Here is a 26,433-nt window from a genome sequence, read left to right as displayed (position 1 = left end):
CCGTTTCGGCAAAAACGCATCAAGACGGCGCGTGATCCCGCGCAAAATCCCGGTTTCCGTTCAATTCCGCGTGCGATGGGGCGGCGCCTGCTCAGAGCGGACCGTGGTTCAGTCGCGGCAGAACGTGGCGGGCGAACAGATCGGCCTCCGCCGCATGCGGATAGCCCGACAGGATGAAGGCCTCGATGCCTTCGCGCTGGTAGGCCTGAAGCTTGGCAAGCACCTGATCGGGATCGCCGACAATCGCAGCACCGCAGCCGGACCGGGCGCGCCCGATCCCGGTCCACAGATTGTCTTCGACATAGCCATCACCGGCGGACTGCTCGCGAAGCTCCGCCTGCCTGCGCACCCCGACGGACTGGCTGTCCAGCGATTTCGCCCGGATGGCCGCGCCCGTTGCATCGTCCAGGCGCGAGAGAAGCCGGTCGGCGGCGGCCCGTGCCTCTTCCTCCGTTTCCCGCACCACCACATGCACGCGATAACCGAAGCGAAGGCTGCGGCCACGGCGAGCGGCGCGGGCCTTGAGATCGGCCATCGTCTCGCGCACCGCGTCCAGCCTGTCCGGCCACATCAGGTAGACATCGGCACCGGCAGCGGCAGCCTCGCGGGCATCCTCCGACAGGCCACCGAAATAGAAGAGCGGCGCGCGGCCGCTGACGGTGGTGATGCGGGGGGGATCCACCTTGAACTTCCAGAAGTCGCCATCGTGATCCACCGGCTTGCCGTTCAGCAGGTCGCGCAGGATCGCCATGGCTTCGATAGTGCGCTGATAGCGCGGCCCGCTCGCAAGCGATTCGCCCGGCAGGTCGCTGGAAATGATGTTGACCGCAAGCCTGCCGCCGCTGATGCGGTCGATGGTGGCGATCTGCCGTGCCAGTTGCGGCGGCCAGCTTTCGCCCATGCGAACCGCCATCAGCAGGCGGATGCGGCGGGTCAGCGTCGCGACCGCGGAGGCGAATGCCGTCGTATCGATGCCGAGCTGGTAGCCAGAGGGCAGCAGAATATTGTCGAAGCCGCCGCTTTCGGCCTGCAGCACCAGGTCGCGACAGTGTTCGAAGCTGGACTGGAGGCGCGGATCGGGAACGCCCAGAAACTCGTAATCGTCGTCGCACAGCGCCGAAAACCAGGCGACTTCGCAGCCAGCAGTCATGATCCAATCTCCATCAAAGCGGCCCAACAGCTAGCAGCCGACCGGAAAGGGCGGAAGGAATGGTTCACATGCCGGGCAGGCGATTGTGAGATGATTTTTGCGAAATCCTTGCGCCTCTGAACATCGCATCGCTGCGCCAGATATCCGTCATCGCGACACGGCGCCAGCCACGAGGAACCGTGTCGTGACGGCATCCACCACAACCATACGCAAATAATTTCATGATAATTTGCGATTGCCATACCTAAAATCAGCACCGCGAGTGGCGACATCCCCCTTGATATACGTCGATATTTGGCTAGAAATGGCGCAACCGGAGAGGATGATCAGGTTCGGGAGGCGAATTCTTTGATCAAGAATAAAAATATTTTTACATCGATCGATGGCGACTGCACGGATGTACTGCAGGCCGCGCTGGACGCAGCAGCCGCAAATGGTCACCCGATAGAACTGGGTCCTGGCATTCACCGGTGCGGTGCCCTTACACTTCCCTCAGGTCTCGATCTGGTGCTCGGCGAAGGTGCGACCCTGCGCTTTTCGGCCGATCCGCTGGCCTATGCAGGCAACCGGGTTGATGTGATCGCCGAATCCTCCAATACGGCCATGATGCTGGCCAGAAACGGCACTCGCATCCGCATCTCCGGCAAGGGCGCGATCGAAGCGCCGGGGCCTGCCTTCATCATCGGTCGGCTGGATGACATGGGCACGCATGTGCCTGCCGCGGAACGCCCTCGCGTCCTTATCCTGCAGGATTGCGAAGAGGTCGAACTGCGCGATTTCTCGATCCGTTCCTCGCCGATGTGGACCATTCACCTCATCACCTGCCATGGCGTACGTGTGGAAGGTGTGTCAGTCGACAACGATCGGGAAATGCCGAACACGGATGGCATCGTCATTGACAGCTGTCAGGATGTGACGATCCGCCATTGTGATATTGCGACCGCCGATGACGGCGTAGTTCTGAAGACCAGCCAGGGGCCGGATGGCAAGCCGGTCGGCATCTGCCGCAATATCGTGGTCGCGCATTCGCGGATCGAAAGCCGCAGCTGCGCACTGAAGATCGGCACGGAAACGCACGGCGATGTCGAGGACATCACCTTCACCGATTGCGAGATCCTGCGCTCCAACCGGGCAATCGGCATCTTTTCGCGCGACGGGGGGCGCATCCGCAACGTGGTGAGCCGGCGCATCCGCCTCGATGCCCACGAGACGCCCGATGGTTTCTGGGGCTCCGGCGAAGCGATCACCGTCAACGTCGTCAACCGGCGGCCGGAAAAGCCGGCAGGCCGTGTCGAAGACATCGTCTTCGAGGATATCGAGGGATCGATGGAGGGTGCCGTCAACCTCGTGGCCGACAGCCCTTCCGGCATCGGCAACCTCCGCCTCCGCCGCCTCAACATCCGGCAGGACGATGGCCCCTATCGCGGCCATCGCTATGACGTGCGCCCGACACATTTCGATCTCGCGCCTTCGCCGGATGCGGCCGGTCGGGCCAATGCCTGGGTCAAGGATGAAAACGGTCAGGTCATCGGCTTGGTGCCCTATCCCGGCGGCATGCCGGCCCTTTACTCCTGCAATGTTGATGGCCTGGCGATGGAGGATGTCTGCTTCCAACGCCCCGCCACGCTTCCGGTGGGCTGGAATACCCAGGCGATCGTCGTGCAGGATGGTGTCGACAGCGTCTGGTCCTGAAAATCAATGGCTGACGGCCTCGGAGGAGGGGCCAAGCGATGAAGCGTATTCGCAAGCTCGATCACCTGCTCTCCCGCCTGCAGGAACGGATCTTCGTGCCGCTCGGGGTGAGCGTCGATCTGGTCTACAGCCCTGCCGCTGCTTCCGAGCGCACCCGCATGGTGGCTTCCGACCGCACCGGCTGGACGCCTGTCGACCGTGACCTCGTCTGGGGCGAGCCGGACGGCTATTACTGGTTCGGCGGCGACGTCACCATACCGGTAGAGGCAAAGGGGCAGCGCGTTGTCGTTCATGTGGACGCCGCCTTTGGCAGCGTGATGGGCCGCAGCGATCCGCAATGCCTCGTGCGCGTGAACGGGGCCATCCGTCAGGGCGTCGATGGCAATCACCGCGAATTCCTGCTGACCGACAGTGCCCGCCCCGGCGAGCGCTTCGATATCCTGATCGAGGCCGGCACCATCGAGGATCGCCGGCAACTCGGCTTCGGCTGCCGCCTGATGGTGCATGATCTCGAGGTGGACGACCTCTATTACGACATCCGCGTGCCGCTCGACGTGGCCAGGCTGCTGGCGGCAGACGATCCCCGCCGGCATTTCATCCTGAACCATCTCGAGGCCGCGGTCGATGCCATCGACCTGCGTCCTGGCAAGGACGACCGCTTCCGCGCCTCGATGGCGCGCGCACGCGCTGCCGTGCAGCCGATTTACGATGCCCAGGATTTCGAGGAAAAGCCGACGATCGTCACCACCGGTCACACACACATCGATGTCGCCTGGCTGTGGCGGGTGCGTGAGACACGCCAGAAGATGGCGCGCTCCATGGCAACCGCGCTCTCCCTGATGCAGGATTTTCCGGACTACCGGTTCATGTACAACCAGTGCGTCCTGCTGGACTATCTGAACCAGGATTACCCGGAACTGTTCGAACGGATCGCGACGGAGGTGAAGACCGGCCGTTTCGAGATCGAAGGCGCGCTCTGGCTGGAGCCGGATGTCAACATTGCCGGCGGCGAAGCGCTTGTCCGCCATATCCTCTATGGCGTCGAATACCATCAGCGCACATTCGGTGTGCGCCCGCGCATGATCTGGCTGCCGGATACGTTTGGCTATTCCGCCTCTCTGCCACAACTCATGGAAAAGTCGGGCCTCGACAGCTTCGTCACGCACAAGCTTTCCTGGAACGACACCAACCGCATGCCGGATGAGACCATGTTCTGGCAGGGCATCGATGGCACGAAGGTCGTCGCCTATTTCCTGACGACCCAACCCTATGACTCCACCAGTCTCGGCACCACCTACTGCCCGAACCTGAAACCCACGCATGTGATGGGCACGTGGCGGCGGCACGGGCAGCAGGCGTTGAACAAGGAACTCTTCCTCGTCTATGGTCACGGCGATGGCGGCGGCGGGCCGACGCGCGAAATGCTGCAGAACATCCGCCGCATGGAACGCGGCATTCCCGGCTGCCCCAAGGTCAGCCACGAAACCATGCGGCCCTTCTTCGAGCGGCTGACCGGTCGCATGCGGGCGGCGCCGGAAAACTATCCGGTCTGGGTCGGCGAGCTTTACGCCGAATTCCACCGTGGCACGCTGACCTCGGTCGCCAAGAACAAGCGCAACAACCGGCTGGCCGAAATCGCGCTTCGCGAGATCGAGATGCTGGCGGTGCTCGCAGAGCGCCGGGGGCTGGCCGATTATCCGGCAGCGGAACTGCGCCGCCTGTGGGATATCGTGATGCTGAACCAGTTCCACGATATTCTGCCGGGCTCTTCGATCGGCTATGTCTACGAGGACAGCGACCGCGATTATGCCGATTTCTTCGCCTCCGCCCGTCAACTGACCGAACGGCTGACAATGCTTCTCGCGCCGGCCGATCAGCCTGCTATCTTCAACGCGACCGGCCGCAGCCGCGACGGTCTGGCGATGAGCGAGGCAAGCGTCGTCCCCGGACGCGAGCAGGTGGTTGTCCGCGCCGATGGCAGCACGGCCCATGCGGTCTCGGTCTCCGGTCTTGCGCCGCTTGCCTTCTCGCCGCTTGAGGATGTGCTGCAGGCGCCCGCCGGCGAGAGTGCGCTCTCGGTGTCGACAACGCATCTGGAAAATGATCGTCTCAGCGTGCGCTTCGATGCGCATGGCCGCATCACGTCGTTGTTCGACAAGCTCCGTCAGCGTCAGATCCTGCCGGAGGGGACGCTCGCCAATCGTCTGACCGCCTTCCGCGACATGCCCGCCCAATATGATGCCTGGGACATTGATGCCGATTTCGAGGACCAGAGTTTCGAGATCGACGACCTCGTCAGCGCCGAGGTGGTGGAAACGGGGCCGCTGCGCGCGGCCATCCGCTTCGAATGGCGCTATGAAAATTCCAGCATCGTGCAGATCGTCTCGCTGGCGGCCGGCGCCGGTCAAGTGGAGGTGGATTGCCTGATCGACTGGAACGAGCACAACACATTGGTGAAGGCGGGATTCCCGGTGGCGGTCAATGCCGCTGCAGTCGATGCCGAAATCCAGTTCGGCCATGTCCGTCGCGCAAGCCATCGCAACACGTCCTGGGACCGCGCCCGCTTCGAATGCTCGATGCAACGCTGGGTGGATGTCAGCGAACCCGCCTTCGGCGTGGCCCTGCTGAACGACTGCAAATATGGCTATGACGTCAAGGGCACGGAAGTTCGGCTGACGCTGCTGCGCTCGCCCACCTATCCCTGGCCGGAGGCGGACCAGGGCGAACACCGGTTGCGCTATGCCGTTCTGCCACATGACGGCGACAAGCGTCAGGTGCATGAGGCCGCCGAACATTTCAACCTGCCGCTGGCGATCGTCCGTGGTGGCAGCAAGGCATCGCAGATGCCCGCACCGCTGCTGACGATCGAAAGCGAGGGCGTCGCGCTGGAGTCGGTGAAGCGCGCCGAAAGCGGCGACGGCATCATCGTGCGACTGTGGGAAACGACCGGCACGCGGCGCAATGCCACCCTGCGGCTCGATCCTGGCCTCGCCTCGGCCACACAGGTCGATCTTCTGGAGGAGGGCGGCGAAGCGGTTGCCATCGAGGATGGCCGTGTGACGCTCGCCTTCCGCCCCTTTGATATCATCACGCTCAAGCTTGCGGATTGAACCATGTCCCATCGTGACCAGACCATCACCCGGACCATCGACAGCTTTCCGGAGGGCGAAAAGTCCTTCGTCGAGATCCCCTTCGACGTGGGGCCGGAGATCGAACGCATCGAGGTCAGCTATCACTATCCCTTCGGCGGCGGTGGCAGCGTCATCGATCTCGGCGTCGCCCGCAATGGCCGCATGCGCGGCTGGACCGGCTCCGAACGCGGCCACATCACGCTCGAGGCAGACCGGGCGACGCCTGGCTATGACCTCGGGCCTATACCCGGCCAGTGGCATGTGGTGCTCGGAATCGTGAAAATCGGCCCCGACTGCAGGGTCGAGGTGCAGATCCGCCTGATTGCCCGGCGGCGGCAGTGGCTGGCGGGCGAACTGCACAGCCATTCGGAACATTCCGATGGCGGCGTGACCGTGCTTGACGCCATTCACCGCGCCCGGGCCTCCGGACTGGATTTCATGGCGATCACCGATCACAATACGGTTTCGCAGAACATCATCCGGCCGGACGATCCCGGCATTCACGTCATTCCGGCGATGGAACTGACCTCCTTCTACGGTCACACCAACTTCCTCGGACTGGAGCGCCCGGTCGATGACTGGCGCTGCCGTTCGCCACAGGATGTGGCGGAGAAGATGGAAGAGGCGCGCGCCAAGGGCGCCACCATCGTCATCAACCATCCCTTCCAGAATTCAGCCGGCGGACGCTGGCAGGCCGGTTTCGATGGGGCATTCGATGCCTATGAAATCTGGAACGGCAACTGGTCGGTGATGAACGAGCAGGGCCTTGCCTTCTGGCAGGAGCTTTTGACGGCCGGACGGCGCATCCCGGCAACCGGCGGCAGTGATTTTCATCTGAAGAACCGGCGCCGCCACGGACGGCCGTGCAACCGCGTCTGCGCCGAAGGCTCGGCGATTGCCGATGTTCTGGCGGCCGTCAGGGCTGGAGCCAATGTCATCACCTTCGCGCCAGACGAAACCGTGGCAAGACCGTCCGCCGAGGATCTGCCGCTGTTTGGCGCGCAGGTTGCCGCCGGCAAGCCGATCGGTGTGACCTTCAACGGACTCGCGGATGGCGATGAGGTGCGTATCATCACGGAATTCGGACTGATCGAGACGCGCGCAGCAAGCGGGGATATCATGGTGGTGGAGCAGGCCTTTGCCGGCCGCTTCCTGCGCTTCGAGGTCTGGCACGGCAAGGATCCGAAGCTGTTCACCAACCCGTTCTATGCCGAATAGGAGCCACGCTGTGGACAGACGGTCAGACCGCAAGATCGGCATCAAGGATGTATCCCGCGAGGCCGGCGTTGCGCTGAGCACCGTCTCGCATGTGCTGAATGGCACGGCTCCCATTTCGCAGGAGGTGAGGGCGCGGGTACTCGAGGCGGCCAGACGCCTCGGCTACCTGGCCAAACGCCAGCAGAAGGGGGCGATTGCCTCGCTGACGACGCTCTACCTCGCCGTCCCCCCCGGCAACCGCCCGCACAACGATATCAATCTGGTGTCGTGGACCATGCTGACCCAGCTTTCACGCGAAGCGGAGCGCAGGGGCGTGCGGGTCGTCGCCCACAACGGTTCGGCGGAACTGCAGGCAGCGGAAATCCTTGCGGGCGCCCGTGCAGTCGGTGCGGAAGGCATCGTGCTGGTCTTCGATGACAATCCGAAGCTCCTGAAGGGACTGACCGGTGCCGACCTGCCAGTGGTGCTTCTGAACGGCGAGGATCCGGCCATGGGCCTCGACACCGTGGCGCCGGCCAATCGGTACGGCGCGCGCCTTGCCACCGAATGGCTGCTGTCGCACGGGCACCGGCGCATCCTGCACCTCACCTGGCGGGGGCGCAGCACCATCATGCGACGTCTGGACGGCTTTCGCGATGCCTATGCCGAGCGGGGCCTCCCGCAGGACCAGGGCGAGGTCCTTTATGCGCGCGGCTATGAACCGGACCAGGCGCGCGCGGCGCTGAGGGATTTCATTACCGAACGCGGTGGCCTTGATGGTTTTACGGCCGTGTTCTGCGCTGCCGACAATCTGGCGATCGGGGCACTGACGGAACTGCGTGCGCAGGGCTACGCCATTCCTTCCGACATTGCCGTGGTCGGTTTCGATGGTGTTGCGCCGGGCGAACTAACCGTTCCATCGCTCACGACCGTCCGGGTGCCGCTTGATTCCCTGGCCGCCTCTACCGTGCAGATGCTTGAAAATCGGCTGTCCTTCATGAATCGCGATTACCCGGCCTGCCGCATCGAGCTTGGCTGCCAGTTCGTGGAGCGGGAAAGCGGCGGGAGCTTTGTTTCGATAGCGTAAAATGAAAATTTTTTTTGGCCTTGATTTTTCAATGATCATGCCAGATCGTCCAAACCAACGCTGTTGCTGGGATTTTTTGGGGCAATAGACGGAATAAACACGTTCATCTGGGAGGGTGACATGTCTCAACGTAAAAATATTTTCACAAGTTCTCTCGCTATTCTCCTGGCGACATGCCTCGCGGGCTCCGCGCTGGCCTTCCAGGAATCTCCGATGCTGACCGAGCAGGTAAAGGCTGGAAAGCTGCCGCCGGTCGACCAGCGCCTGCCGGAAAAGCCGACCGTGATGCAGGTCGAGCAGGTGGGCCAATATGGTGGCAACTGGCGGCGTGCCTTCAAGGGCCCGGGCGATCGCTGGGGACCGACCAAGCTCATGGAAGAGCGCGTGGTGAAATGGTCGCAGAAGCCGGGCGGCGAATTGAAGCTCGTCCCGGGCTACATCTCGTCCTACTCCGTCAGCCCGGATTCCCGCGAGTTTACCTTCACGCTGCTGAAGGGACTCAAATGGTCGGATGGCCATCCGCTCACCACCGAAGATGTGCGTTTCTGGTATGACGATGTCTTCCTCAACAAGGACATCCTTGCCAACATCGACCAGACGCTGGCGCCCGGCGGCAAGCCGATGCAGCTGGAAGTGATCGACGAGCAGACCTTCAAGGTGAAGTTCGAGCAGCCCTACGTCTACTTCCTCGAAATTCTCGCAAAGGATTCGACCGGCGACCCGAGCCTCGACCGCCCGAGCTTCGTCTTCCCCAAGCATTACCTGAAGCAGTTCAACAACCACTACGCCTCGGAAGAGCAGCTGAAGGCGGCGGCCGCGAAGTTCGGGGTGCCGAAGTGGAGCGATCTCTGGGGCTCGAAGGGTGCCGCAACCGCCTGGTGGCAGAACCCGGACCTGCCGGTCATCACCGCCTGGAAGATCGAGAAGCCGGCACCCGGCGACCTCGTCACGATGGTCCGCAATCCGTATTACTACGCGGTGGATCAGGCCGGCAACCAGCTGCCCTATATCGACCGCATCACGCACCGTCTGTTCAGTGACCAGGAAGCCTTCAACCTGATGATCGTGCAGGGCCAGATCGACATGCAGATGCGCTATGTCGAGCCGCAGGACTTCACCTTCTACAAGGAAAACGAGACCAAGGGGAACTACAAGGTTCGTCGCTGGACGCAGGCCCAGACCTGGGCTCTGGTCCCCAACCTCAACATGAAGGACGAGGTTCTGCGCGGCCTGTTCGAGAAGTCCGACTTCCGCCAGGCGCTGAGCATCGCCATTGATCGTGACACGATCAACGAGCTGATCTTCTCGGGTCTGGCCGAAGGACGTCAGGCATCGCCAGTCTCCGGCTCACCCAACTTCGATGCCGATCTCGAAAAGCACTGGGCCGAGTTCGATACCGCCAAGGCCAACAAGCTGCTGGACGGCATCGGCCTGACGAAGAAGGATGCCGACGGCTTCCGCCTGCGTCCGGATGGCAAGCGGCTGCAGATCGTCGTGGAAATGCAGCACGCCAATGGTCCAAAGACCATGGAACTGGTGGCTGCGAACTACAAGGACATCGGCGTCGAACTGCTGCCGCGCATCATCGACCGCACCCAGTGGGACGCGAACCGCGACAACAACGAGTTCCAGATGCAGTGGTATCCCTTCGACCGCCTGTCGGTCGTGGCAGCCGACCCGCGCATCATGATGGGCAACGACTCCTACGCGAACCAGTATTACCTCTGGTACTCGACCAAGGGTAAGTCGGGCATCGAGCCGCCGGCAGACCATCCGATCCGCAAGGTCTTTGCCGATTGGGATGCGGCTTCGAAGGCCGCCGATCGCAAGGCCGCGGATGCCGCCGTCAACGACCTGATCAAGACCTTCGTCACGCAGGGCTGGGTCATCGGCGTGGTGGGTGAATCGCCGGCAATCTCCGTCGTGAAGACCAACGTCATGAACTTCCCCGACAACCTGATCGAAGACGACATCACCCGCGGCGAGGGCCTCGCGGCCACGCAGCAGATGTGGATGAAGCAGTAAGTCATCTGCCGATCAACCCGACGTTATGACCTTCGCCGGCCCGAGCTTACCGGGTCGGCGGAATCCACTTCATTTCATTTTCATCAGTCCTGGTTTCCGGCTGACGGGGACAGGTGACGTTTCCCGCTGGAACGGCACGTCCTGCGGAGCAGGAGGGGAAGCATGCTCAACTATATCGCCAGACGTCTCTTGTGGGCCATTCCCACACTGATCTTCGTCTCGTTCATTTCCTTCGTGATCATCCAGTTGCCGCCCGGCGACTTCGTCACCGCCTATGCCGCGCAGCTGCGCAACAGCGGCGATTACATCACCGAGGCACAGGAAGCCGCCATGCGCGCCGAATGGGGGCTCAACGATCCGCTGATCGTTCAGTACTGGCGCTGGATTTCCAACATCGTCCTGCACGGCGATTTCGGGCGCTCGCTGGAATGGAATGCCGCCGTCAGCGACCTCATCTGGGAACGTGTCGGTCTGACGCTGATCATCTCGACCCTCAGCATGGTCTTCACCTGGATCATTGCGATTCCCGTTGGCGTCTACTCGGCCACCCGCCAGTATTCCGTCTTCGACTACGTCTTCACCGTCTTCGGCTTTCTCGGCAAGGGCGTTCCGGACTTCCTGCTGGCGCTGATCCTGATGTGGGTCACCTTCGTGTGGCTGAACATGGATGTCGGCGGCCTCGTCTCGCCGCAGTTCGAGGGCCAGCCCTGGACGATCGCCAAATTCGGCAACATGCTGACCCACATCTGGATTCCGCTCGTGGTGCTCGCCACCGGCGGTGCGGCAGGCCTGATCCGCGTCATGCGCGCCAACATGCTGGACGAGCTGCGCAAACCCTATGTCGAAACGGCCTATGCGCAAGGGTTTGGCGAGCGTACGGTCGTCTGGCGCTATCCGGTGCGCGTGGCCCTCAACCCCTTCATCTCCACTGTGGGCTGGGCGCTGCCGGCCCTGTTTTCCGGCGACGTCATCACCGCCGTGGTACTGAACCTGCCGACCACAGGTCCGCTGCTCCTGCAGGCACTCAAGATGCAGGACATGTATCTCGCCGGCAGCTTCATTCTCATTCTCAGCGTGTTCACCGTCATCGGAACGGTGCTCTCCGACATCCTTCTTGCGCTTTCCGACCCGCGCATCCGGTTCTCATGAGGCGCACATGACCGACATCCAGACCCTACCCTCCGAAACCCTCCTTGTGCCGCCGCTGGCGCCGAAGGAAGAGTTTAAGGCGGACGCGTCCTCCACCGCCAAGCCGTGGACCCTGATCTGGTGGCGCTTCCGCAAGCACAAGCTCGCCGTCGTCTCGCTTGCCTTCATGGTCATTCTCGGACTGCTGGCGGTATTTGCCGACTTCATGTCGCCCTACGCACCGACCACCATCAACCGCGTCAACACATTTGCGCCGCCGACGGTGGTGCGTGTGGTCCATGAGGGCACCCTGCAGCGCCCCTTCATCTACGCCATGAAGCGCGTGCGTGATCCGGAAACGGCCCGCGTCGTCTATCAGGAAGACCGCACCAAGGTGCTCCCGATCGATTTCTTCGTCAGGGGCGAGCCCTACGCGCTGCTCGGCCTTGTCGATACCGATCTGCATTTCTTCGGCATCAGCGACCGTCGCCAGCAGATCAACCTGCTTGGCACGGATTCACTCGGCCGTGACATCTTCACCCGCCTTCTCTATGGCGCGCGCGTCACCCTTTCCGCGGGGCTGATCGGTGTTGCCTTCTCCTTCGTGCTCGGCCTCGCGCTCGGCGCCATCTCCGGCTATTATGGTGGCTGGCTGGATGCGATGATCCAGCGCCTGATGGAGTTCATCCGCTCGATCCCGACCATTCCGCTGTGGATGGGGCTTGCGGCGGCGCTGCCGATCGCCTGGGATCCGCTCTTCGTCTACGTGCTGATCACCATCATCCTGTCGCTGATCGGCTGGACGCATCTGGCGCGCGTCGTGCGCGGGCGCTTCTTGTCGCTGAAATCGGAAGACTATGTTCTGGCGGCCCGGCTCGCCGGCGCCTCCGAATATCGCATCGTCACCCGTCACATGCTGCCGGCGATGACGAGCTACATCATCGCTGCCGTCACGCTTGCCATTCCGGAGATGATCCTTGGCGAGACGGCGCTCAGCTTCCTCGGCCTCGGCCTTCGTCCGCCGGTCGTCAGCTGGGGCGTGCTGCTGCAGGATGCGCAGAACCTGCGCACCATCTCGCTCGCCCCCTGGCTGCTCGCCCCCGGTGTTGCGGTCATCCTCGTCGTGCTTGCCTTCAACTTCATCGGTGATGGCCTGCGCGATGCCGCCGACCCCTACGGCCAATGACGGAACAGCATCATGTCTGACACCACACGCACATCGCAGTCGTCCATGCCGCCGGAACGTCTGCTGCAACTCGACAATGTCGGCGTACATTTCCCGACCCGCGATGGTCTGGTGAAGGCCGTCAACGGCGTCTCCTACCACGTCAACAAGGGCGAGGTCCTCGGCATCGTCGGCGAAAGCGGTTCCGGGAAATCGGTGACCGCCCGCTCGATCATGCGGCTGCAGCCGAAAAATGCCATCAATGCCAGTGGCACGATCCGCTATCGCTGCAAGAGCGGCGAGGAACTGCTGATCAACGAGCAGGATCGTCTCGGCCGCACCATGCGCAATCTGCGGGGCAACGAGATCGGTATGATCTTCCAGGAGCCGATGACGGCGCTCTCACCGGTGCACACCATCGGCACGCAGATCATGCGCACCGTCATGCTGCACCGGCAGGTCTCCAAGGCGGACGCCCGCGCCCGCGCCATCGAACTGCTCACAAAGGTGCAGATGCCGCGGCCGACCGATATCGTCGACCGCTTTCCGCATCATCTTTCCGGCGGCATGCGCCAGCGTGCAATGATCGCGCTCGCGCTCGCCTGCGATCCAGCGCTGCTGATTGCCGACGAACCGACAACGGCGCTCGACGTCACCACCGAGGCGCAGATCCTCGAACTGCTGAAGCGTCTGCAGGACGAGATGAACATGGCGATCGTGTTCATCACCCACAATTTCGGCGTGGTGGCCGACATCGCCGACCGCGTGGCGGTCATGTATCTCGGTCGCGTGGTGGAAACCGGCACGGTCGACGAGATCTTCTACGAGCCGAAGCATCCCTATACCCAGGCGCTGCTGCAATCGATCCCGCGGCTCGGCCAGAGCCATGGCCGGCGCCTGCGCACCATTGCCGGCATGGTGCCGGATCCCTTCAACGTTCCCACGGGCTGTTCCTTCCACCCGCGCTGCATGCAGGCCGTCGGCGGCATCTGTGACGTCAAGACGCCTGATGACGTGGTGTTTGCCAGCGGACAGCGTGCCCGCTGTCACTTCGCCGGACAGGACAGGCAGGCGGAGGCCGCACAATGACCAGCACGACCAAGACCAAATTGTCGATGCACGAGGATCACATCATCTCGGTGCGCGCCGCCCGCAAATACTTCCCCGTTCAGGAAGGCTGGATGCGGCGCGTAAAGGGCTATGTGAAGGCCGTCGATGACATCACCTTCGACATCCGCAAGGGCGAAACCTTCGGACTGGTGGGGGAAAGCGGTTCGGGAAAATCCTCGATCGCCCGCCTCATCCTGCGCGCCTATGACCTGACGGGCGGAGAAATCCTGTTCCGTCGCGCCGACGGCAGCGTCATCGACGTCTCCACCCTGTCGGATCGCGACCTGCGCGACATCCGCCGCGAAATGCAAATGATCTTCCAGGATCCCTATTCCTCGCTCAACCCGCGCATGACGCTGCTCGACCTCGTCGGTGAGCCGCTGGTCATTCACGGGGTCGGCTCGCAGGGCGAGATCCGCGACCGGGTGGCGGAGCTTCTGCGCCTCGTCGGGCTACGTCCGGAATATCTCACCCGCTATCCGCACGCGTTTTCCGGCGGCCAGCGCCAGCGCATCGGCATTGCCCGCGCGCTCGCGCTTAACCCAAGCTTCATCGCTGCCGACGAGGCCGTCTCGGCGCTCGACGTGTCGGTCGCGGCCCAGAACATCAACCTGATGCAGGACCTGCAGGAGAAGTTCGGGCTCACCTATCTCTTCATCACCCATGACCTCGGCATGGTCGAGCACATTTCCGACCGCATCGGCGTGATGTATCTCGGCCGGCTGATGGAGGTCGGGCCGACCGACGAGATGTTCGCAAAGCCGCTGCATCCCTATACCGAGGCACTGCTGGCCGCCGTGCCGCAGCCCGACCCGCGCGGCAACCGGGCCCGCAAGCGCGTTCCGTTGAAGGGCGAAATCGCCGATGCCATGAACATCCCGACCGGCTGCCCCTTCCATCCGCGCTGCGCGTATGCCGATGCCAAATGCCGGGGCGAGGTGCCGGAACTGCGCGTGGTGCAGGCCGGTCGGCAGGTGCGCTGCCACCATGCTGAAACACTAGACCTGACGGGAGTGGTTGCGGAATGACATGCGCCTCCCCATTCAGCGGTGAACTCTCCGAACTTCTCGTGGACAGCACGCATGCGGATGCGGCATTGGCCCGGCGACATCTCCCGCTGCTGATGCTCGACAGGGCCGAGCCCTTCCGTCCGCTTGCGACAGGCTACGCGATCTATCGTGGCGAAGCGCAGTCTGTCTCCTCGAAATTCCTTGTACGGCCCGTCGCGGATGCGGTCATCGAATATGCCATCTGGTACGACTGGGACATCCAGCACCTATACGATCTCGAACATGTCTGGGTGCATGTGACCGCGGCCGGCGACGTGGTGAAGGTGGAAGCCTCCCGCCACGGATCGCGGCGCGCCATGGTCCGTCCGGACGGCTCGCTGCCGCTCCAACAGGGGCGTCCCGTGCTCTACAGTGAGCCCGGCAAGCATGCGCACTGGGCCGACAATGGCCAAATGCATGTCAAGAGTGGCACCTTGATCGAGGCCATGTGTGGCGCTTTCGCCGGGGAACAGGGCGTCCACCTTTCCAACCGCTTTTCCGATGCCGGGCTTATATCCGCGTCCCCGCTGGAAAACCGTCTGGCGCGGCTCAAGATGAAGCGCACCGCCTTTGTGCCCACCTGGGATTTTGCCCGAAGCGGCGATGAACACGGCGGCATCGCGCTGGTCCCCTGGCCGGTGCTCGAACAATGGATCCCGAAGCGCGTCGCGCGCCTCGTCGGTAAGTTGCCGCAGACCGTTCCGCATCTCGCCGCCGTCTTCCTCGATTGCGGCGATACGCTGGCCGATGAAGCGACCGAGGAAAAAATCCCCGGAACGGAGATCGTGACGCGGGCCGACCTTATTCCGGGCGCCGCCGACACGGTGCGACAGATTGCTGCCAGCGGCTATCGCCTCGCGCTGGTGGCGGATGGACCGCGCAAGACCTTCGAGAACATTCTCGGCGCGCACGGCCTCTGGGATTGCTTCGAGGCTCATATCATCTCCGGGGACGTCGGCGAACTGAAGCCATCGGCGCGCATGTTTGCCACGGCTGCCGATGCGCTCGGCCTTTCGGAGATCGACCGGAGCCGCACGGTGATGGTCGGAAACAACCTGGAGCGCGACATTCTGGGCGCCAACCGCTTCGGCCTGATCAGCGTGTTCCTCGCTTGGTCGAGGCGGCGCAGCCACAAGCCGCGGCTGAGACGCGAACGCCCGCGCCTCACCATCAGCCATATCTGGAAACTGCCGGACCTGCTGGAGCGCATCGAACTCAGCCTCCCGCAAACGCAGGCGGAGCAGCAGTCATGACCGCAACGATGCAAATGAGGGAAGAGCATTCTGGCGCGGGCTTCGCTATTGCTCCCGGCCAGTCCGTCACGGCCTGGGCGCTCTCGCCTGTCGAAGCGACCTATTATCCCGGCGAACCTGCATTGGCCGAAGATCGGGTGAACTATCGCTTCATCAACGGCTTTGTCGATGTAGGCGATCTGCCGTGCCGCGTGGCACTGTGGAAGGAGATCAAGACTCGCAGCGTTGCCCTGCGCACGGATTTTCCGGTCGAGGGGCTTTATCTGCCGGGCTTCAATCGGCGTGTCGAATTTTCCGGATTCTGGCATCGCCCGACCCGCCTGTCGCGCTGGCTGAAGACGCGGCTGGTACCTGATGTCGCCGGCGAGACTCGCTTTCGGCTGGCGACCTGCGGCGGTATCCGCATCTGGATCGATGGCGTCGAATGCGTTGCCTTCGAACCCTTCCGCCGCAACAAAGAGTCCGAGACCGAGGTGGCGCTGCCGCTGAAGTCTGGCGGCAGCGAGGTGATTGTCCTTTGCGAGGAACTCGCAGAGCGGGATGCCCTCTGGTACTTCGAACTGACGCTGCTCGGTCCGGGTCCTGTCCTCGCAGAACTGCCGGTGTCCGCCTCCGACGACACCATCGCGCTGCTGAAGGATCTGGCTGCCGAGGTGCGGCCGGTGCCACTGCATGTGCGGGATGGTCAGTTAAAGCTGAAGGTGGAGCGGCCGGCAGCCGTCGATGTGACCGTCGAGGCAAAGATCCTGCCGAGCGTGCACATGCGCGACAAGCCGCCGCTGCTTGATGCGGCCGGCGTGCTGCGGGCTGGCGAAACGGTGGTGCGACTGGAAGGAGCGGACAGGCTGCCGGACGGCTATCATCCGCTGGGCCTGACCTTCTCTGTGGGGGAAACACGCGTCTCCCGCCACATCGATTTCGCAACCCTGACCGAGCCGATGCGCGATATGCGCGCCCTGACGCTGGAAGAGCGCAAGCGTCTTGCACTGGAATTCGCAGCCGACCACGGCGAACAGCGCGCTGGCAAGGCCATCGCGATGATGGCGATCGGCCGGCCAGTCGATGCCGTGTTCCGCGAAATTGTATCCAACACGCTCGCGGCCATCGATGAGCGGCGCGATTGCTCCGACTTCGTGATGGTCCCGCTGCTGTGGCTCTACGGCGTCTACCGTGACCGGCTGCCGGACGACATGCAAAGCGGGATCCGCCAGACGATCCTCGACTACCGTTACTGGGTGGACGAGCCGGGTAATGACGTGATGTGGTTCTGGAGCGAGAACCACGTGCTCTGCTTCCACGTCTCGCAATATCTCGCCGGCAAGCTCTTGCCGCGCACCACCTTCACCGCCTCCGGACGGACGGGGGCGGAACAGCAGGAGCTTGGGCGTCAGCGGCTGATGAAGTGGTTCGACAGTGTCGAAAGCCATGGGCTCGCGGAATGGAATTCCGCCGCCTATTATCCGATCGACTTCATCGGCCTGCTGGCGCTGGAACATCTTGGCGAGGGCGTGATCCGCGAACGGGCGAAGGCCCTGCTGGACCGGCTCTACCTGATGATCGGCCTTCACACGCTGGACGGCGTGCCAGCCGGCACCATGGGCCGTGCCTATGACAAGGAGCTGCGCGCGGGACCGCTGACGGAACTTGCGCCCTTCGCCACCGTGGCTTTCGGCAAGGGCTGGTTCAACAACGGCGTTGCCGCGCTCACCATGCTGGCCGCCGGCAGTTACGCGCCTCCGGACGCCGCGGCGGCTGTCGTCTCTCCGGCACCCGGCAAGGCGCTGACGGCGCATTATGTGCAGGGTCATGACGAGGCGGCAAGGCTGGCGCTCTACAAAAGCGCGCATGTGCAGCTGTCCTCGATGATGGATGGCAGGCCGGGCGGACGCGGCCACCAGCAGCATGTGGTGGATCTGCGGTTTGCCGGCTCGCCCTTTGCCCGCGCCTGGGTCAACCAGCCGGGCGAGGACGATCCCTGGGGCAGCGCGCGGCCGTCCTACTGGGCCGGTAACGGCTCCATGCCCCGCGCGGCACAATACGGGAACGCCGCGCTGCTGCTCTACGATCTCGGCGAGGCGCCGCGCATCCCCTTCAGCCACGCCTATGTGCAGGTCGATGCCTTCGATGCGGTGGAGCATATCGGCAACTTTATCGTGATGCGCAGCGGACAGGGGTTTGCGGCCCTGACCGCCACCAGCCCCATCGAACCGGTTACGACCGGGCCGGGGGCCGGCATCGAGTTCCGCGCCCATGGCCGCACCACCGGTTGGCTGGCGCTGATGGCCGAAGGGTCGTACAGCAGGGCCTTCGAGGCCTTCAAGGCAAGCCTTTCGACGCTCACGCTCACGCTCACGCTCGATCAAGGGAGCCCGGCATTGACGCTGGAGCGCCCGGGGCATCAGAGGCTGCAACTCGACTGGGCCGAGGGGCTTAGCGCCGACGGTGTACCTTACGTGTTTCCCAACCGCACGCTCGAACCGCTGATCCGGCATATCGATGCCGTTTCGCACTGATTGCAGATCCGAATTGACAGACAGGACTCCCGATGCTGATGCAGCCCGAAATTCTCTCCGAGACGCTTTCCCGTGTCGCCGTCGGTCTTGCCCGCCTGAAGGGCATCAATGAAACCGTGGCCGCACCCGATGGCGGTTATGAACTGCAGTTCGATGAATGGGACTGGGAAGTCGGCGTCGGCATCTACGGCCTCATCCGCCACGCGGAAGCCATTGGCGATCGTTCGCTGATGGAAGCGATCGGCCGCTGGTATGACTGGCAGATCGGCCGCGGCCTGCCGCCGCGCCAGGTGAACTCCTCCTCCCCCATGCTGGCGCTGGCCGTGCTGATCGACCATATCAAGCGCCCGGACTGGGAAGCGCTGGTGCAGGACTGGGCCGACTGGCTGATGACCAAGCTTGCCCGCACCGAGGACGCCGGCTTCCAGCATGTGGTCAAGGAACGCATGAACGACGGCGAACTGTGGGACGACACGCTGTTCATGACGTGCCTGTTCCTTGCCCGCGCCGGCCAGCGCTTCGGCCGACAGGACTGGATCGAGGAAGCTTTCTACCAGTTCCTCGTGCACGAGCGCTTTCTCGCCGATCCCGTTACCGGCCTCTGGTATCACGGCTGGACCTTCAACGGTCGCCACAACTTCGCCAAGGCCTTCTGGGCGCGCGGCAATTCCTGGATCACGGTCGCGATCCCCGAACTGTTCAGCCTCGTGGCCCATGTGCCGGAGCATCTGAAGCGTCATCTGACCCATGTTCTGCAGGCGCAGGTGCGCACACTTGCCGAACACCAGCGCCCCAATGGCATGTTCAACACGCTGGTCTGCGATCCCGTCTCGCCGGAGGAAACCTCTGCGACCGCCGGAATCGCCTACGGCATCCTGCGCGGCATCGATCTCGGCCTGCTGGACCCGGCCCTGAAGCCTGTCGCCCGCAAGGCGCTGGATGCCGTGATGCAGCGGATCGACGACACCGGCATCGTGCTGGAAGTATCCGATGGCACGCCCATGGGCCATACGCTCGACTTCTATCGTCAGATCCCGAACGTGCCGGCACCCTATGGCCAGGCGCTTGTCATGCTGCTCCTCGTGCGCGTGATGGCAGAAAAGGAAGGTTGATGCGGGCGGGCCGCACCGGGCAGGGGACAGGTGCGGTGCGGCCCTGTCAGCACAACAAAAGGCGGCGGAACCTCAGGTTCCGCCGCCTTTTTGATAGAATGTCGAGTAATCGCCCTCAGCCGAGCGAAACGGCAGCACCTGTCTTGGCAGACTTGAGCGCAGCATCAGCAAGCTTCAGCGCGATCAGACCATCCTCGGCCGACGGCGAGGCAGCAGCTCCCTTCTCGACCGTATCGATGAAGGCCTTGATTTCAGCGGCATAGGCTTCCGTATAGCGCGTCATGAAGAAATCGTGCAGCGGCGGGCGGGTATAGCCGTCCTTGTTGGCGACTTCAATCGACACCGGGCGCTGGTTTTCCGCAGCAACGGACCCCAGCGAACCATGCACTTCGATGCGCTGGTCATAGCCATAGGTGGCGCGGCGCGAATTGGAGATGACAGCCTGACGGCCGCTGGCTGTGGTGAGGATCAGGCTGGCGGAGTCGTAATCGCCGGCTTCGCCAATCTTCGGATCGACCAGAACCGCACCGGTCGCGAAGACCGAGACGATCTCTTCGCCGAGCAGGAAGCGCGCCATGTCGAGATCGTGGATGGTCATGTCGCGGAAGATGCCGCCGGACACCTTGATATATTCGACGGGCGGGGCGCCCGGGTCACGGCTGGTGATCGTCACCATTTCCACCTTGCCGATGGTGCCCTTGTCGATTTCCTTGCGAACGGCCTGGAAGTGCGGATCGAAGCGGCGGTTGAAGCCGAGCATCACCTTGGCGCCGGTTTCCTTGACCACGTCGATGCAGGCTTGAGCGCGGGCCACATCGAGATCGATCGGCTTTTCGCAGAAGATCGCCTTGCCGGCACGGGCGAACTTTTCAATGAGATCCGCATGCGTATTGGTCGGCGTGCAGATGATGACGGCGTCGACATCCTTGTCGGCCAGAACGGCATCGATGGTGCTGACCTCGCAACCGGCCTCGTCGGCGATCGCCTTGGCCGCGGCTTCCATGGCATCCACCACGGCCACCAGCTTTGCACGCGGGTCGGATGCGATCGCCTTCGCATGCACCTTGCCGATACGTCCGGCGCCCAACAGGGCCAATCTCGTTACCATGGGTTCTCCTCCACTATGGGGTCATCTGGATGATTTCAGAATATTTGTTCCAAACCGCATTTGGAATATCTATTCCATTTTGCTAGTGTGTAGCCATATTCATGTCAAGCGCAGAAAAAGGACGATTGCATGACGGATGCAGCAGCGCCTGCGACGGTCCGGGAATTCGAGGAGAAACTGCTGGAAGTGGCGGCATCCTTGCCGAAGCGGCTGAAGCAGTGCGCGGATTATGTGGCGGCGAACACGGACCGCATCGCCGTCTCCACGGTCGCTGAAATGGCAGAGGCTGCAGGGGTGCAACCTTCCGCCTTCATGCGCTTCTGCCAGATCATGGGCTTTTCCGGCTATTCTGAAATGCAGCGCCTGTTTCGTGATAACTATGTAGGCGGCTGGCCCGATTATTCCACAAGGCTCGATCACCTGCGCGAGATGGGGGAGCATAGCGGCCCGCGCCTTCTGGCGGAATTTGTGGAGGCGGGACGCGCCTCGCTGGAAAATCTCCTGAAATCCGTGGATCCTCAATCCCTTGAGGAGGCTGTCGATCTGCTGGCGTCAGCGAACCTTGTTCATATCATAGGCCTTCGCCGCTCCTTTCCTGTGGCGAGTTACATCGCCTATGCGCTGGAAAAGATGCAGGTGCCAGCCATGCTGCACAGTGTCGCAGGGCGGCTGGATAGCTCCGCCGCCATTCGGCCCGGCGATGCGCTGCTCGCCATTACCTTCTCACCCTATTCGGCGGAAACACTTGATCTTGTCGAGGCCGTTCGCGCCCGCGGCGTGGCCGTCGTGGCGCTGACGGATACGGCGGTCAATCCACTTCGCAAGATGGGCGCAACCATTCTTACGGTGTCAGAGGTGGATTTCGGCGCATTCCGCTCCCTGTCCGCTACGCTGTGTACCGCTATTGCTTTATCTGCTGCGGTCGGTGCACGGCGGAAAGTTTGAATATTCGTGTTGAAAGCGTCAAAAATAGAATTTATAGTCCAAAAATGAAATCGGCGTGGGAGACGCCGGACCTGCGCGTCAAGCGCCATCTGCCATCTTCGGCCAAGGGAGGGCCTCTTGAAGCCACTCGACGTGATCACGATCGGACGCTCGTCCGTTGACCTCTATGGCGCCCAGGTGGGTGGCCGGCTGGAGGACATGAGCTCCTTCAACAAATATATCGGCGGCTCGCCGACCAACATTGCCGCCGGCGCTGCCCGCCTTGGTCTCAAAAGCGCGGTCATCACGCGTGTCGGCGACGAGCATATGGGCCGCTTCATCCGCGAACAGCTGGTGCGCGAAGGTGTTGACGTGCGCGGTGTGGTGACCGACCCGGAGCGACTGACGGCGCTGGTTCTGCTCGGCATCCGTGACGAGAACCAGTTCCCGCTGATCTTCTACCGCGAAAACTGCGCCGACATGGCGCTCTGCGAAGACGACATCGATCCGGCCTTCATCGCCGAATCCCGCTGCGTCACGGTCACGGGCACGCACCTCTCGCATACGCGAACGGAAGCGGCGGTGATGAAGGCGCTGAAACTGGCGCGTGGCAACGGCGCGAAAACCGCGCTCGACATCGATTATCGCCCCAATCTCTGGGGTGTGGCTGGTCATGGCGATGGCGAAAGCCGCTTCGTGGAATCGGCCAAGGTCACGGCGAAGCTGCAGAGCACGCTGCACCTGTTCGACCTGATTGTCGGCACCGAAGAAGAATTCCATATCGCTGGTGGATCGACCGATACGCTGGAGGCGCTGCGGGCCGTGCGTAAGGTCTCCAAGGCCGCACTCGTCTGCAAGCGCGGACCGATGGGAGCAGCCGTCTTCGAAGGCGAGATCCCCGACAGTCTCGACAAGGGCCAGACTGGCCCCGGTTTCCCGATCGAAGTCTTCAACGTGCTGGGCGCGGGCGATGGCTTCATGGCCGGCCTGCTGAAAGGCTGGCTGACGGGTGAGGATTGGCCGACGGCGCTGAAATATGCCAATGCCTGCGGCGCCTTTGCCGTCTCGCGCCACGGCTGCACGCCGGCCTATCCGAGCTGGGAAGAGCTGCAGTATTTCTTCAGGACCGGCATCAAGAACAAGGCGCTGCGCAAGGATGCAGCACTTGAGCAGGTTCACTGGTCCACAAACCGCAAGGGCGACTGGTCGACCATGCGCGTCTTCGCCTTCGATCACCGTATTCAGCTGGAAGCCATGGCCGAAGAAGCCGGCGTTGCAACGGATCGAATCGGCGCCTTCAAGAAGCTCTGCCTTCAGGCTGCGACGACGGTCGCGGGCGGGCAGGGCGGTTATGGCATTCTCTGCGATAGCCGCCTCGGGAAGGAAGCGCTTTATTCCGCCGCCGGAACGGGGCTGTGGATCGGTCGCCCTGCCGAATGGCCGGGTTCTCGTCCGCTGACGCTGGAGCCGGAGCTGGGGCTCGATTGCGGTGGCCTGAGCGAATGGGCCGCTGAACATGTGGTGAAAGTGCTTTGCTTCTACCACCCTGACGATGCGGCAGAATTGAAGGAACGCCAGGAAGAAACCGTCAAGCGCCTGTTCGAGGCGGCGCGGCGTAACCGTCTGGAATTTCTGCTCGAAGTCATCCCGTCAAAGGTCGGTTCTGTCGATGACGAGACAACGGCAAAGATCATCGACCGCTTCTACGAGATCGGCGTCTATCCCGACTGGTGGAAGCTGGAGCCGATGAAGTCTCAAACCGCCTGGGCCAATGCCTGTGCTGCGGTAGAACGTCACGATACACGCACGCGGGGTATCGTGGTATTGGGTCTCGATGCACCGCAGGCGGAGCTTGAGGAAAGCTTTGCGCTGGCTGCGGGCTTCGATCTGGTCAAGGGCTTTGCCGTGGGCCGCACGATCTTCGGTGATGCCGCCCGCAAGTGGCTGGCGGGCCAGATCACGGATGAGGCCGCCGTGGAGGATATGGTGGCGAGATACAAGAGCCTTTGCGCAATCTGGGATGGAGCGCGCGCCAAGGCCAAGGGAGGAAAGGCATGACGACGATCCGTTTGACGGCAGCGCAGGCACTGGTGCGCTATCTCGCCAACCAGCTGAACGAGGATGGCGTTCCCTATATCGCCGGCGTCTGGGCCATTTTCGGCCACGGCAATGTCGCCGGCATCGGCGAGGCGCTTTATGGTATTCGCGAAGAACTGCCGACCTATCGCGGCCAGAACGAGCAGTCGATGGCGCATGCGGCGATTGCCTACGCCAAGCAGCTTGGCCGCCGCCGGGCCATGGCGGTCACGTCTTCCATCGGTCCCGGTGCGCTCAACATGGTTACGGCAGCGGCTCTCGCGCATGTCAATCGCCTGCCGGTTCTCTTTATTCCGGGCGATGTGTTTGCCAATCGCGGCCCCGATCCGGTTCTCCAGCAGATCGAGGATTTCGAGGATGGCACGATTTCCGCCAATGACTGCTTCAAGCCGGTCAGCCGCTATTTCGACCGCATCGAACGTCCCGAACAGCTTCTGACAGCGCTGCCGCGCGCGTTTCGCACCCTGACGGACCCGGCCGATTGCGGGCCGGTGACGCTCGCCTTCTGCCAGGATGTGCAGGCCGAGGCCTATGATTATCCCGAAAGCTTCTTTGCGAAGAAGACCTGGCGCTTCCGTCGTCCCGAACCGGATGTCGTGGAACTGGAAGCGGCGATTGCCGCCATCCGGGCTGCGAAGAACCCGGTCATCGTCGCCGGTGGTGGCGTACACTTCTCCGGTGCTACGGAAACCCTGAAGGGCTTCGTCGAAAAGCATCAGATCCCGGTTGTCGAAACGCAGGCCGGCAAGTCGGCGCTCGCCTGGGACCACGCCTATAATTTTGGCCCGGTCGGCGTTACGGGCTGCGAAAGCGCCAATGTCGTCTCTGAAAAGGCCGATCTTGTCATCGGCGTCGGCACCCGCTTTCAGGATTTCACCACCGGTTCCTGGGCGCTGTTCAAGAACCCGAGCCGCAAGATCCTGGCTCTCAACGTGCAGCCCTATGACAGCGCCAAGCACGATGCGATCCCGCTCGTCGCGGATGCAAAGGTCGGGCTGGAGAAGATTTCGGCAACGCTTGGCGATCATCGCTTTGCGGCACCGGATGCGAGCCTGAAAGCCAGCTGGTTTGAGAAGGCCGATGCGGTAACCGCCGCGCCGAGAGACGCCAACACACTGCCGACCGACATGCAGGTGATCGGCGCCGTACAGCGGGCCTCGCGCGATAATACAGTCGTGATGTGCGCAGCCGGCACCATGCCGGGTGAGTTGCACCAATTGTGGAAGGCCAAGCTGCCGCTTTCCTACCATATGGAATACGGCTTCTCCTGCATGGGCTACGAGATTGCCGGCGGCCTTGGCATCAAGATGGCCGAACCCGAGCGCGACGTGATCGTCATGGTGGGCGATGGCTCCTACATGATGATGAATTCGGAGCTTGCCACCGCCGTGGCGATGGGCGTGAAGATCACGGTCGTCATCACCGATAACCGGGGCTATGGCTGCATCAACCGGCTGCAGATGGGCACCGGCGGCGCGGAGTTCAACAATCTCTACGCCCACACCAATCAGGCAAACCCGATTGCCATCGATTTCGCCGCCCATGCCGCTGCCATGGGCGCGCACTCGTCGAAAGTCTCGTCCATCGCGGAACTTGAATCGGCGCTCGATGCCGCCCGCGCCGCGACCGTTCCGACCGTCATCGTCATCGATACGGACCCCTATCCGACACCGGGTGCCGGGGGCCATTGGTGGGATGTGGCCGTGCCGGAAGTCTCGGCCCGCAAAGAAGTCAATGCGGCGCGCGCCGCCTATGAAGCTGCCCTGAAGGAAAGACAGTAATATGATCCTCTTCGGTACCAACCCGATTGCATGGTCCAATGACGACGACCGCTCGCTTGGCGCGCATATCAGCCTCGAACAGTGCCTGGATGAAACCGCCAAGATCGGCTTCGACGGCATCGAGAAGGGCCACAAGCTGCCGACCGATCCGGCGGGCCTCAAATCCGTGCTGGAGCCGCGCGGCCTCAAATTCGTCTCCGGCTGGCACTCGCTGAACCTCTTGACCAACAGTATCGAAGAGGAAAAGGCCGCCATGCAGCCCTTCCTCGACGTCCTGAAGGCCATGGGCTGCAAGGTCATCATCGTCTGCGAAACCTCGAACGCCATCCACGGCGCCGACGATACGGCTCTTGCCGACCGGCCGAAGCTTGCCGAAGCCGATTGGGAAAAGTTCGGCGCAGGTGTTGAGGCGCTGGCAGAGTTCTCCGCGTCCCAGGGCATCTCGCTCGTCTACCACCACCACATGGGCACGGTGGTCGAGAGCGAAGAGGAAATCGATCTGCTGATGCAGCACACCGGCCCGCATGCCAAGCTGCTGCTCGACACCGGCCATTGCTACTTTGGTGGCGGAAACCCGGAAGCCGTTGCGAAAAAATACATGCATCGCGTCGGCCATATCCACGCCAAGAACGTGCGCCCGGTGATTGCCGAGCAGGTTCGCAACGAAAAGCTCTCCTTCCTGGAAGGCGTGCGTCGCGGCGTGTTTACCGTTCCGGGTGACATCGAAGGCGGCGTCGACTTCCCGCCGGTTCTCAAGATTGCCGCAGAACACGGCTATCAGGGCTGGATCGTCATCGAGGCGGAACAGGACCCGGATGTGCGCAATCCTTATCAATATCAGAGCCTCGGCTTGAAATCGCTGAAGGGCTTCGCCAAGGATGCGGGTCTCATCTGAACCCGTTTCGAAGGAA

Annotated in this window: 18 protein-coding genes; 16 read left to right on the top strand and 2 right to left on the bottom strand. The window is 62.7% G+C overall.

Going from position 1 to position 26,433, the window contains the following annotated elements; translation table 11 throughout:
• Window positions 1–91: 91 nt before the first annotated feature.
• A complete protein-coding gene (locus F3H95_RS09715; protein WP_143124174.1) occupies window positions 92–1,150 on the bottom strand; it encodes an LLM class flavin-dependent oxidoreductase in 1,059 nt (352 codons plus the stop codon).
• Between the two features lie 348 nt (window positions 1,151–1,498).
• On the opposite strand from F3H95_RS09715, the gene F3H95_RS09710 reads away from it, so the two are divergent.
• The 12 genes from F3H95_RS09710 to F3H95_RS09655 all read left to right on the top strand — a co-directional run bounded on the left by F3H95_RS09710 (window position 1,499) and on the right by F3H95_RS09655 (window position 19,612).
• Complete coding sequence (locus F3H95_RS09710; protein ID WP_188134343.1) at window positions 1,499–2,842, top strand: glycosyl hydrolase family 28 protein; 1,344 nt, start codon at window positions 1,499–1,501, stop codon at window positions 2,840–2,842.
• A 38-nt stretch (window positions 2,843–2,880) separates the two neighbouring features.
• A complete protein-coding gene (locus F3H95_RS09705; protein ID WP_149745792.1) occupies window positions 2,881–5,952 on the top strand; it encodes a glycoside hydrolase family 38 C-terminal domain-containing protein in 3,072 nt (1,023 codons plus the stop codon).
• Between the two features lie 3 nt (window positions 5,953–5,955).
• Entirely contained in the window at window positions 5,956–7,191 is a 1,236-nt protein-coding gene (locus tag F3H95_RS09700; protein WP_149745791.1) for a CehA/McbA family metallohydrolase, read from the top strand.
• Between the two features lie 10 nt (window positions 7,192–7,201).
• Window positions 7,202–8,257 (top strand): LacI family DNA-binding transcriptional regulator, encoded by a 1,056-nt coding sequence (locus F3H95_RS09695; RefSeq protein WP_244617953.1) that lies wholly within the window; start codon window positions 7,202–7,204, stop codon window positions 8,255–8,257.
• Between the two features lie 213 nt (window positions 8,258–8,470).
• A complete protein-coding gene (locus tag F3H95_RS09690; protein ID WP_244617952.1) occupies window positions 8,471–10,282 on the top strand; it encodes an ABC transporter substrate-binding protein in 1,812 nt (603 codons plus the stop codon).
• 162 nt (window positions 10,283–10,444) lie between these two features.
• Window positions 10,445–11,431 carry an ABC transporter permease gene (locus F3H95_RS09685; RefSeq protein WP_143124169.1) on the top strand — a complete coding sequence of 329 codons (987 nt, stop codon included), beginning with the start codon at window positions 10,445–10,447 and terminating at the stop codon, window positions 11,429–11,431.
• Between the two features lie 7 nt (window positions 11,432–11,438).
• Window positions 11,439–12,596: an ABC transporter permease gene (locus F3H95_RS09680; protein ID WP_149745788.1), complete on the top strand. Its 1,158-nt coding sequence runs from the start codon at window positions 11,439–11,441 to the stop codon at window positions 12,594–12,596.
• 12 nt (window positions 12,597–12,608) lie between these two features.
• Complete coding sequence (locus tag F3H95_RS09675; protein WP_210245862.1) at window positions 12,609–13,664, top strand: ABC transporter ATP-binding protein; 1,056 nt, start codon at window positions 12,609–12,611, stop codon at window positions 13,662–13,664.
• Window positions 13,665–13,690: 26 nt separating this feature from the next.
• The gene (locus F3H95_RS09670) at window positions 13,691–14,713 is read left to right on the top strand and encodes an ABC transporter ATP-binding protein (protein ID WP_143124211.1); all 1,023 of its coding nucleotides are present in this window, start codon (window positions 13,691–13,693) and stop codon (window positions 14,711–14,713) included.
• Complete coding sequence (locus F3H95_RS09665; protein ID WP_149745786.1) at window positions 14,710–15,987, top strand: HAD family hydrolase; 1,278 nt, start codon at window positions 14,710–14,712, stop codon at window positions 15,985–15,987. Before F3H95_RS09670 ends, F3H95_RS09665 begins: the two co-directional genes overlap by 4 nt.
• Window positions 15,984–18,500: a hypothetical protein gene (locus tag F3H95_RS09660; protein WP_210248547.1), complete on the top strand. Its 2,517-nt coding sequence runs from the start codon at window positions 15,984–15,986 to the stop codon at window positions 18,498–18,500. The genes F3H95_RS09665 and F3H95_RS09660 overlap by 4 nt, the downstream gene beginning before the upstream one ends.
• Window positions 18,501–18,532: 32 nt before the next feature.
• The gene (locus F3H95_RS09655; protein WP_143124166.1) at window positions 18,533–19,612 is read left to right on the top strand and encodes a glycoside hydrolase family 88 protein; all 1,080 of its coding nucleotides are present in this window, start codon (window positions 18,533–18,535) and stop codon (window positions 19,610–19,612) included.
• Window positions 19,613–19,727: 115 nt separating this feature from the next.
• Here F3H95_RS09655 and iolG read toward each other — a convergent pair whose 3' ends face one another.
• Window positions 19,728–20,720, bottom strand: coding sequence for an inositol 2-dehydrogenase (iolG, locus tag F3H95_RS09650; protein WP_149745785.1), 993 nt, complete (start codon window positions 20,718–20,720; stop codon window positions 19,728–19,730).
• A gap of 129 nt (window positions 20,721–20,849) precedes the next feature.
• Between iolG and F3H95_RS09645 the strand changes: the two genes are divergently transcribed.
• From F3H95_RS09645 to iolE, 4 genes are all read left to right on the top strand, one after another.
• On the top strand, window positions 20,850–21,665 hold the full coding sequence (locus F3H95_RS09645) for a MurR/RpiR family transcriptional regulator (RefSeq protein ID WP_149745784.1): 816 nt from the start codon (window positions 20,850–20,852) through the stop codon (window positions 21,663–21,665).
• Between the two features lie 117 nt (window positions 21,666–21,782).
• Window positions 21,783–23,702: a 5-dehydro-2-deoxygluconokinase gene (iolC, locus tag F3H95_RS09640; RefSeq protein ID WP_149745783.1), complete on the top strand. Its 1,920-nt coding sequence runs from the start codon at window positions 21,783–21,785 to the stop codon at window positions 23,700–23,702.
• Window positions 23,699–25,522 carry a 3D-(3,5/4)-trihydroxycyclohexane-1,2-dione acylhydrolase (decyclizing) gene (iolD, locus tag F3H95_RS09635; RefSeq protein ID WP_149745782.1) on the top strand — a complete coding sequence of 608 codons (1,824 nt, stop codon included), beginning with the start codon at window positions 23,699–23,701 and terminating at the stop codon, window positions 25,520–25,522. Before iolC ends, iolD begins: the two co-directional genes overlap by 4 nt.
• 1 nt (window position 25,523) lies before the next feature.
• Window positions 25,524–26,417, top strand: a complete 894-nt coding sequence (iolE, locus tag F3H95_RS09630) for a myo-inosose-2 dehydratase (RefSeq protein WP_149745781.1) — start codon at window positions 25,524–25,526, stop codon at window positions 26,415–26,417.
• Window positions 26,418–26,433: the final 16 nt, after the last annotated feature.

The organism is Rhizobium sp. RU35A (assembly GCF_900156005.1).
GTDB classification, from domain to species: domain Bacteria; phylum Pseudomonadota; class Alphaproteobacteria; order Rhizobiales; family Rhizobiaceae; genus Neorhizobium; species Neorhizobium straminoryzae.
This window is presented reverse-complemented; position numbering and strand designations above follow the sequence as displayed.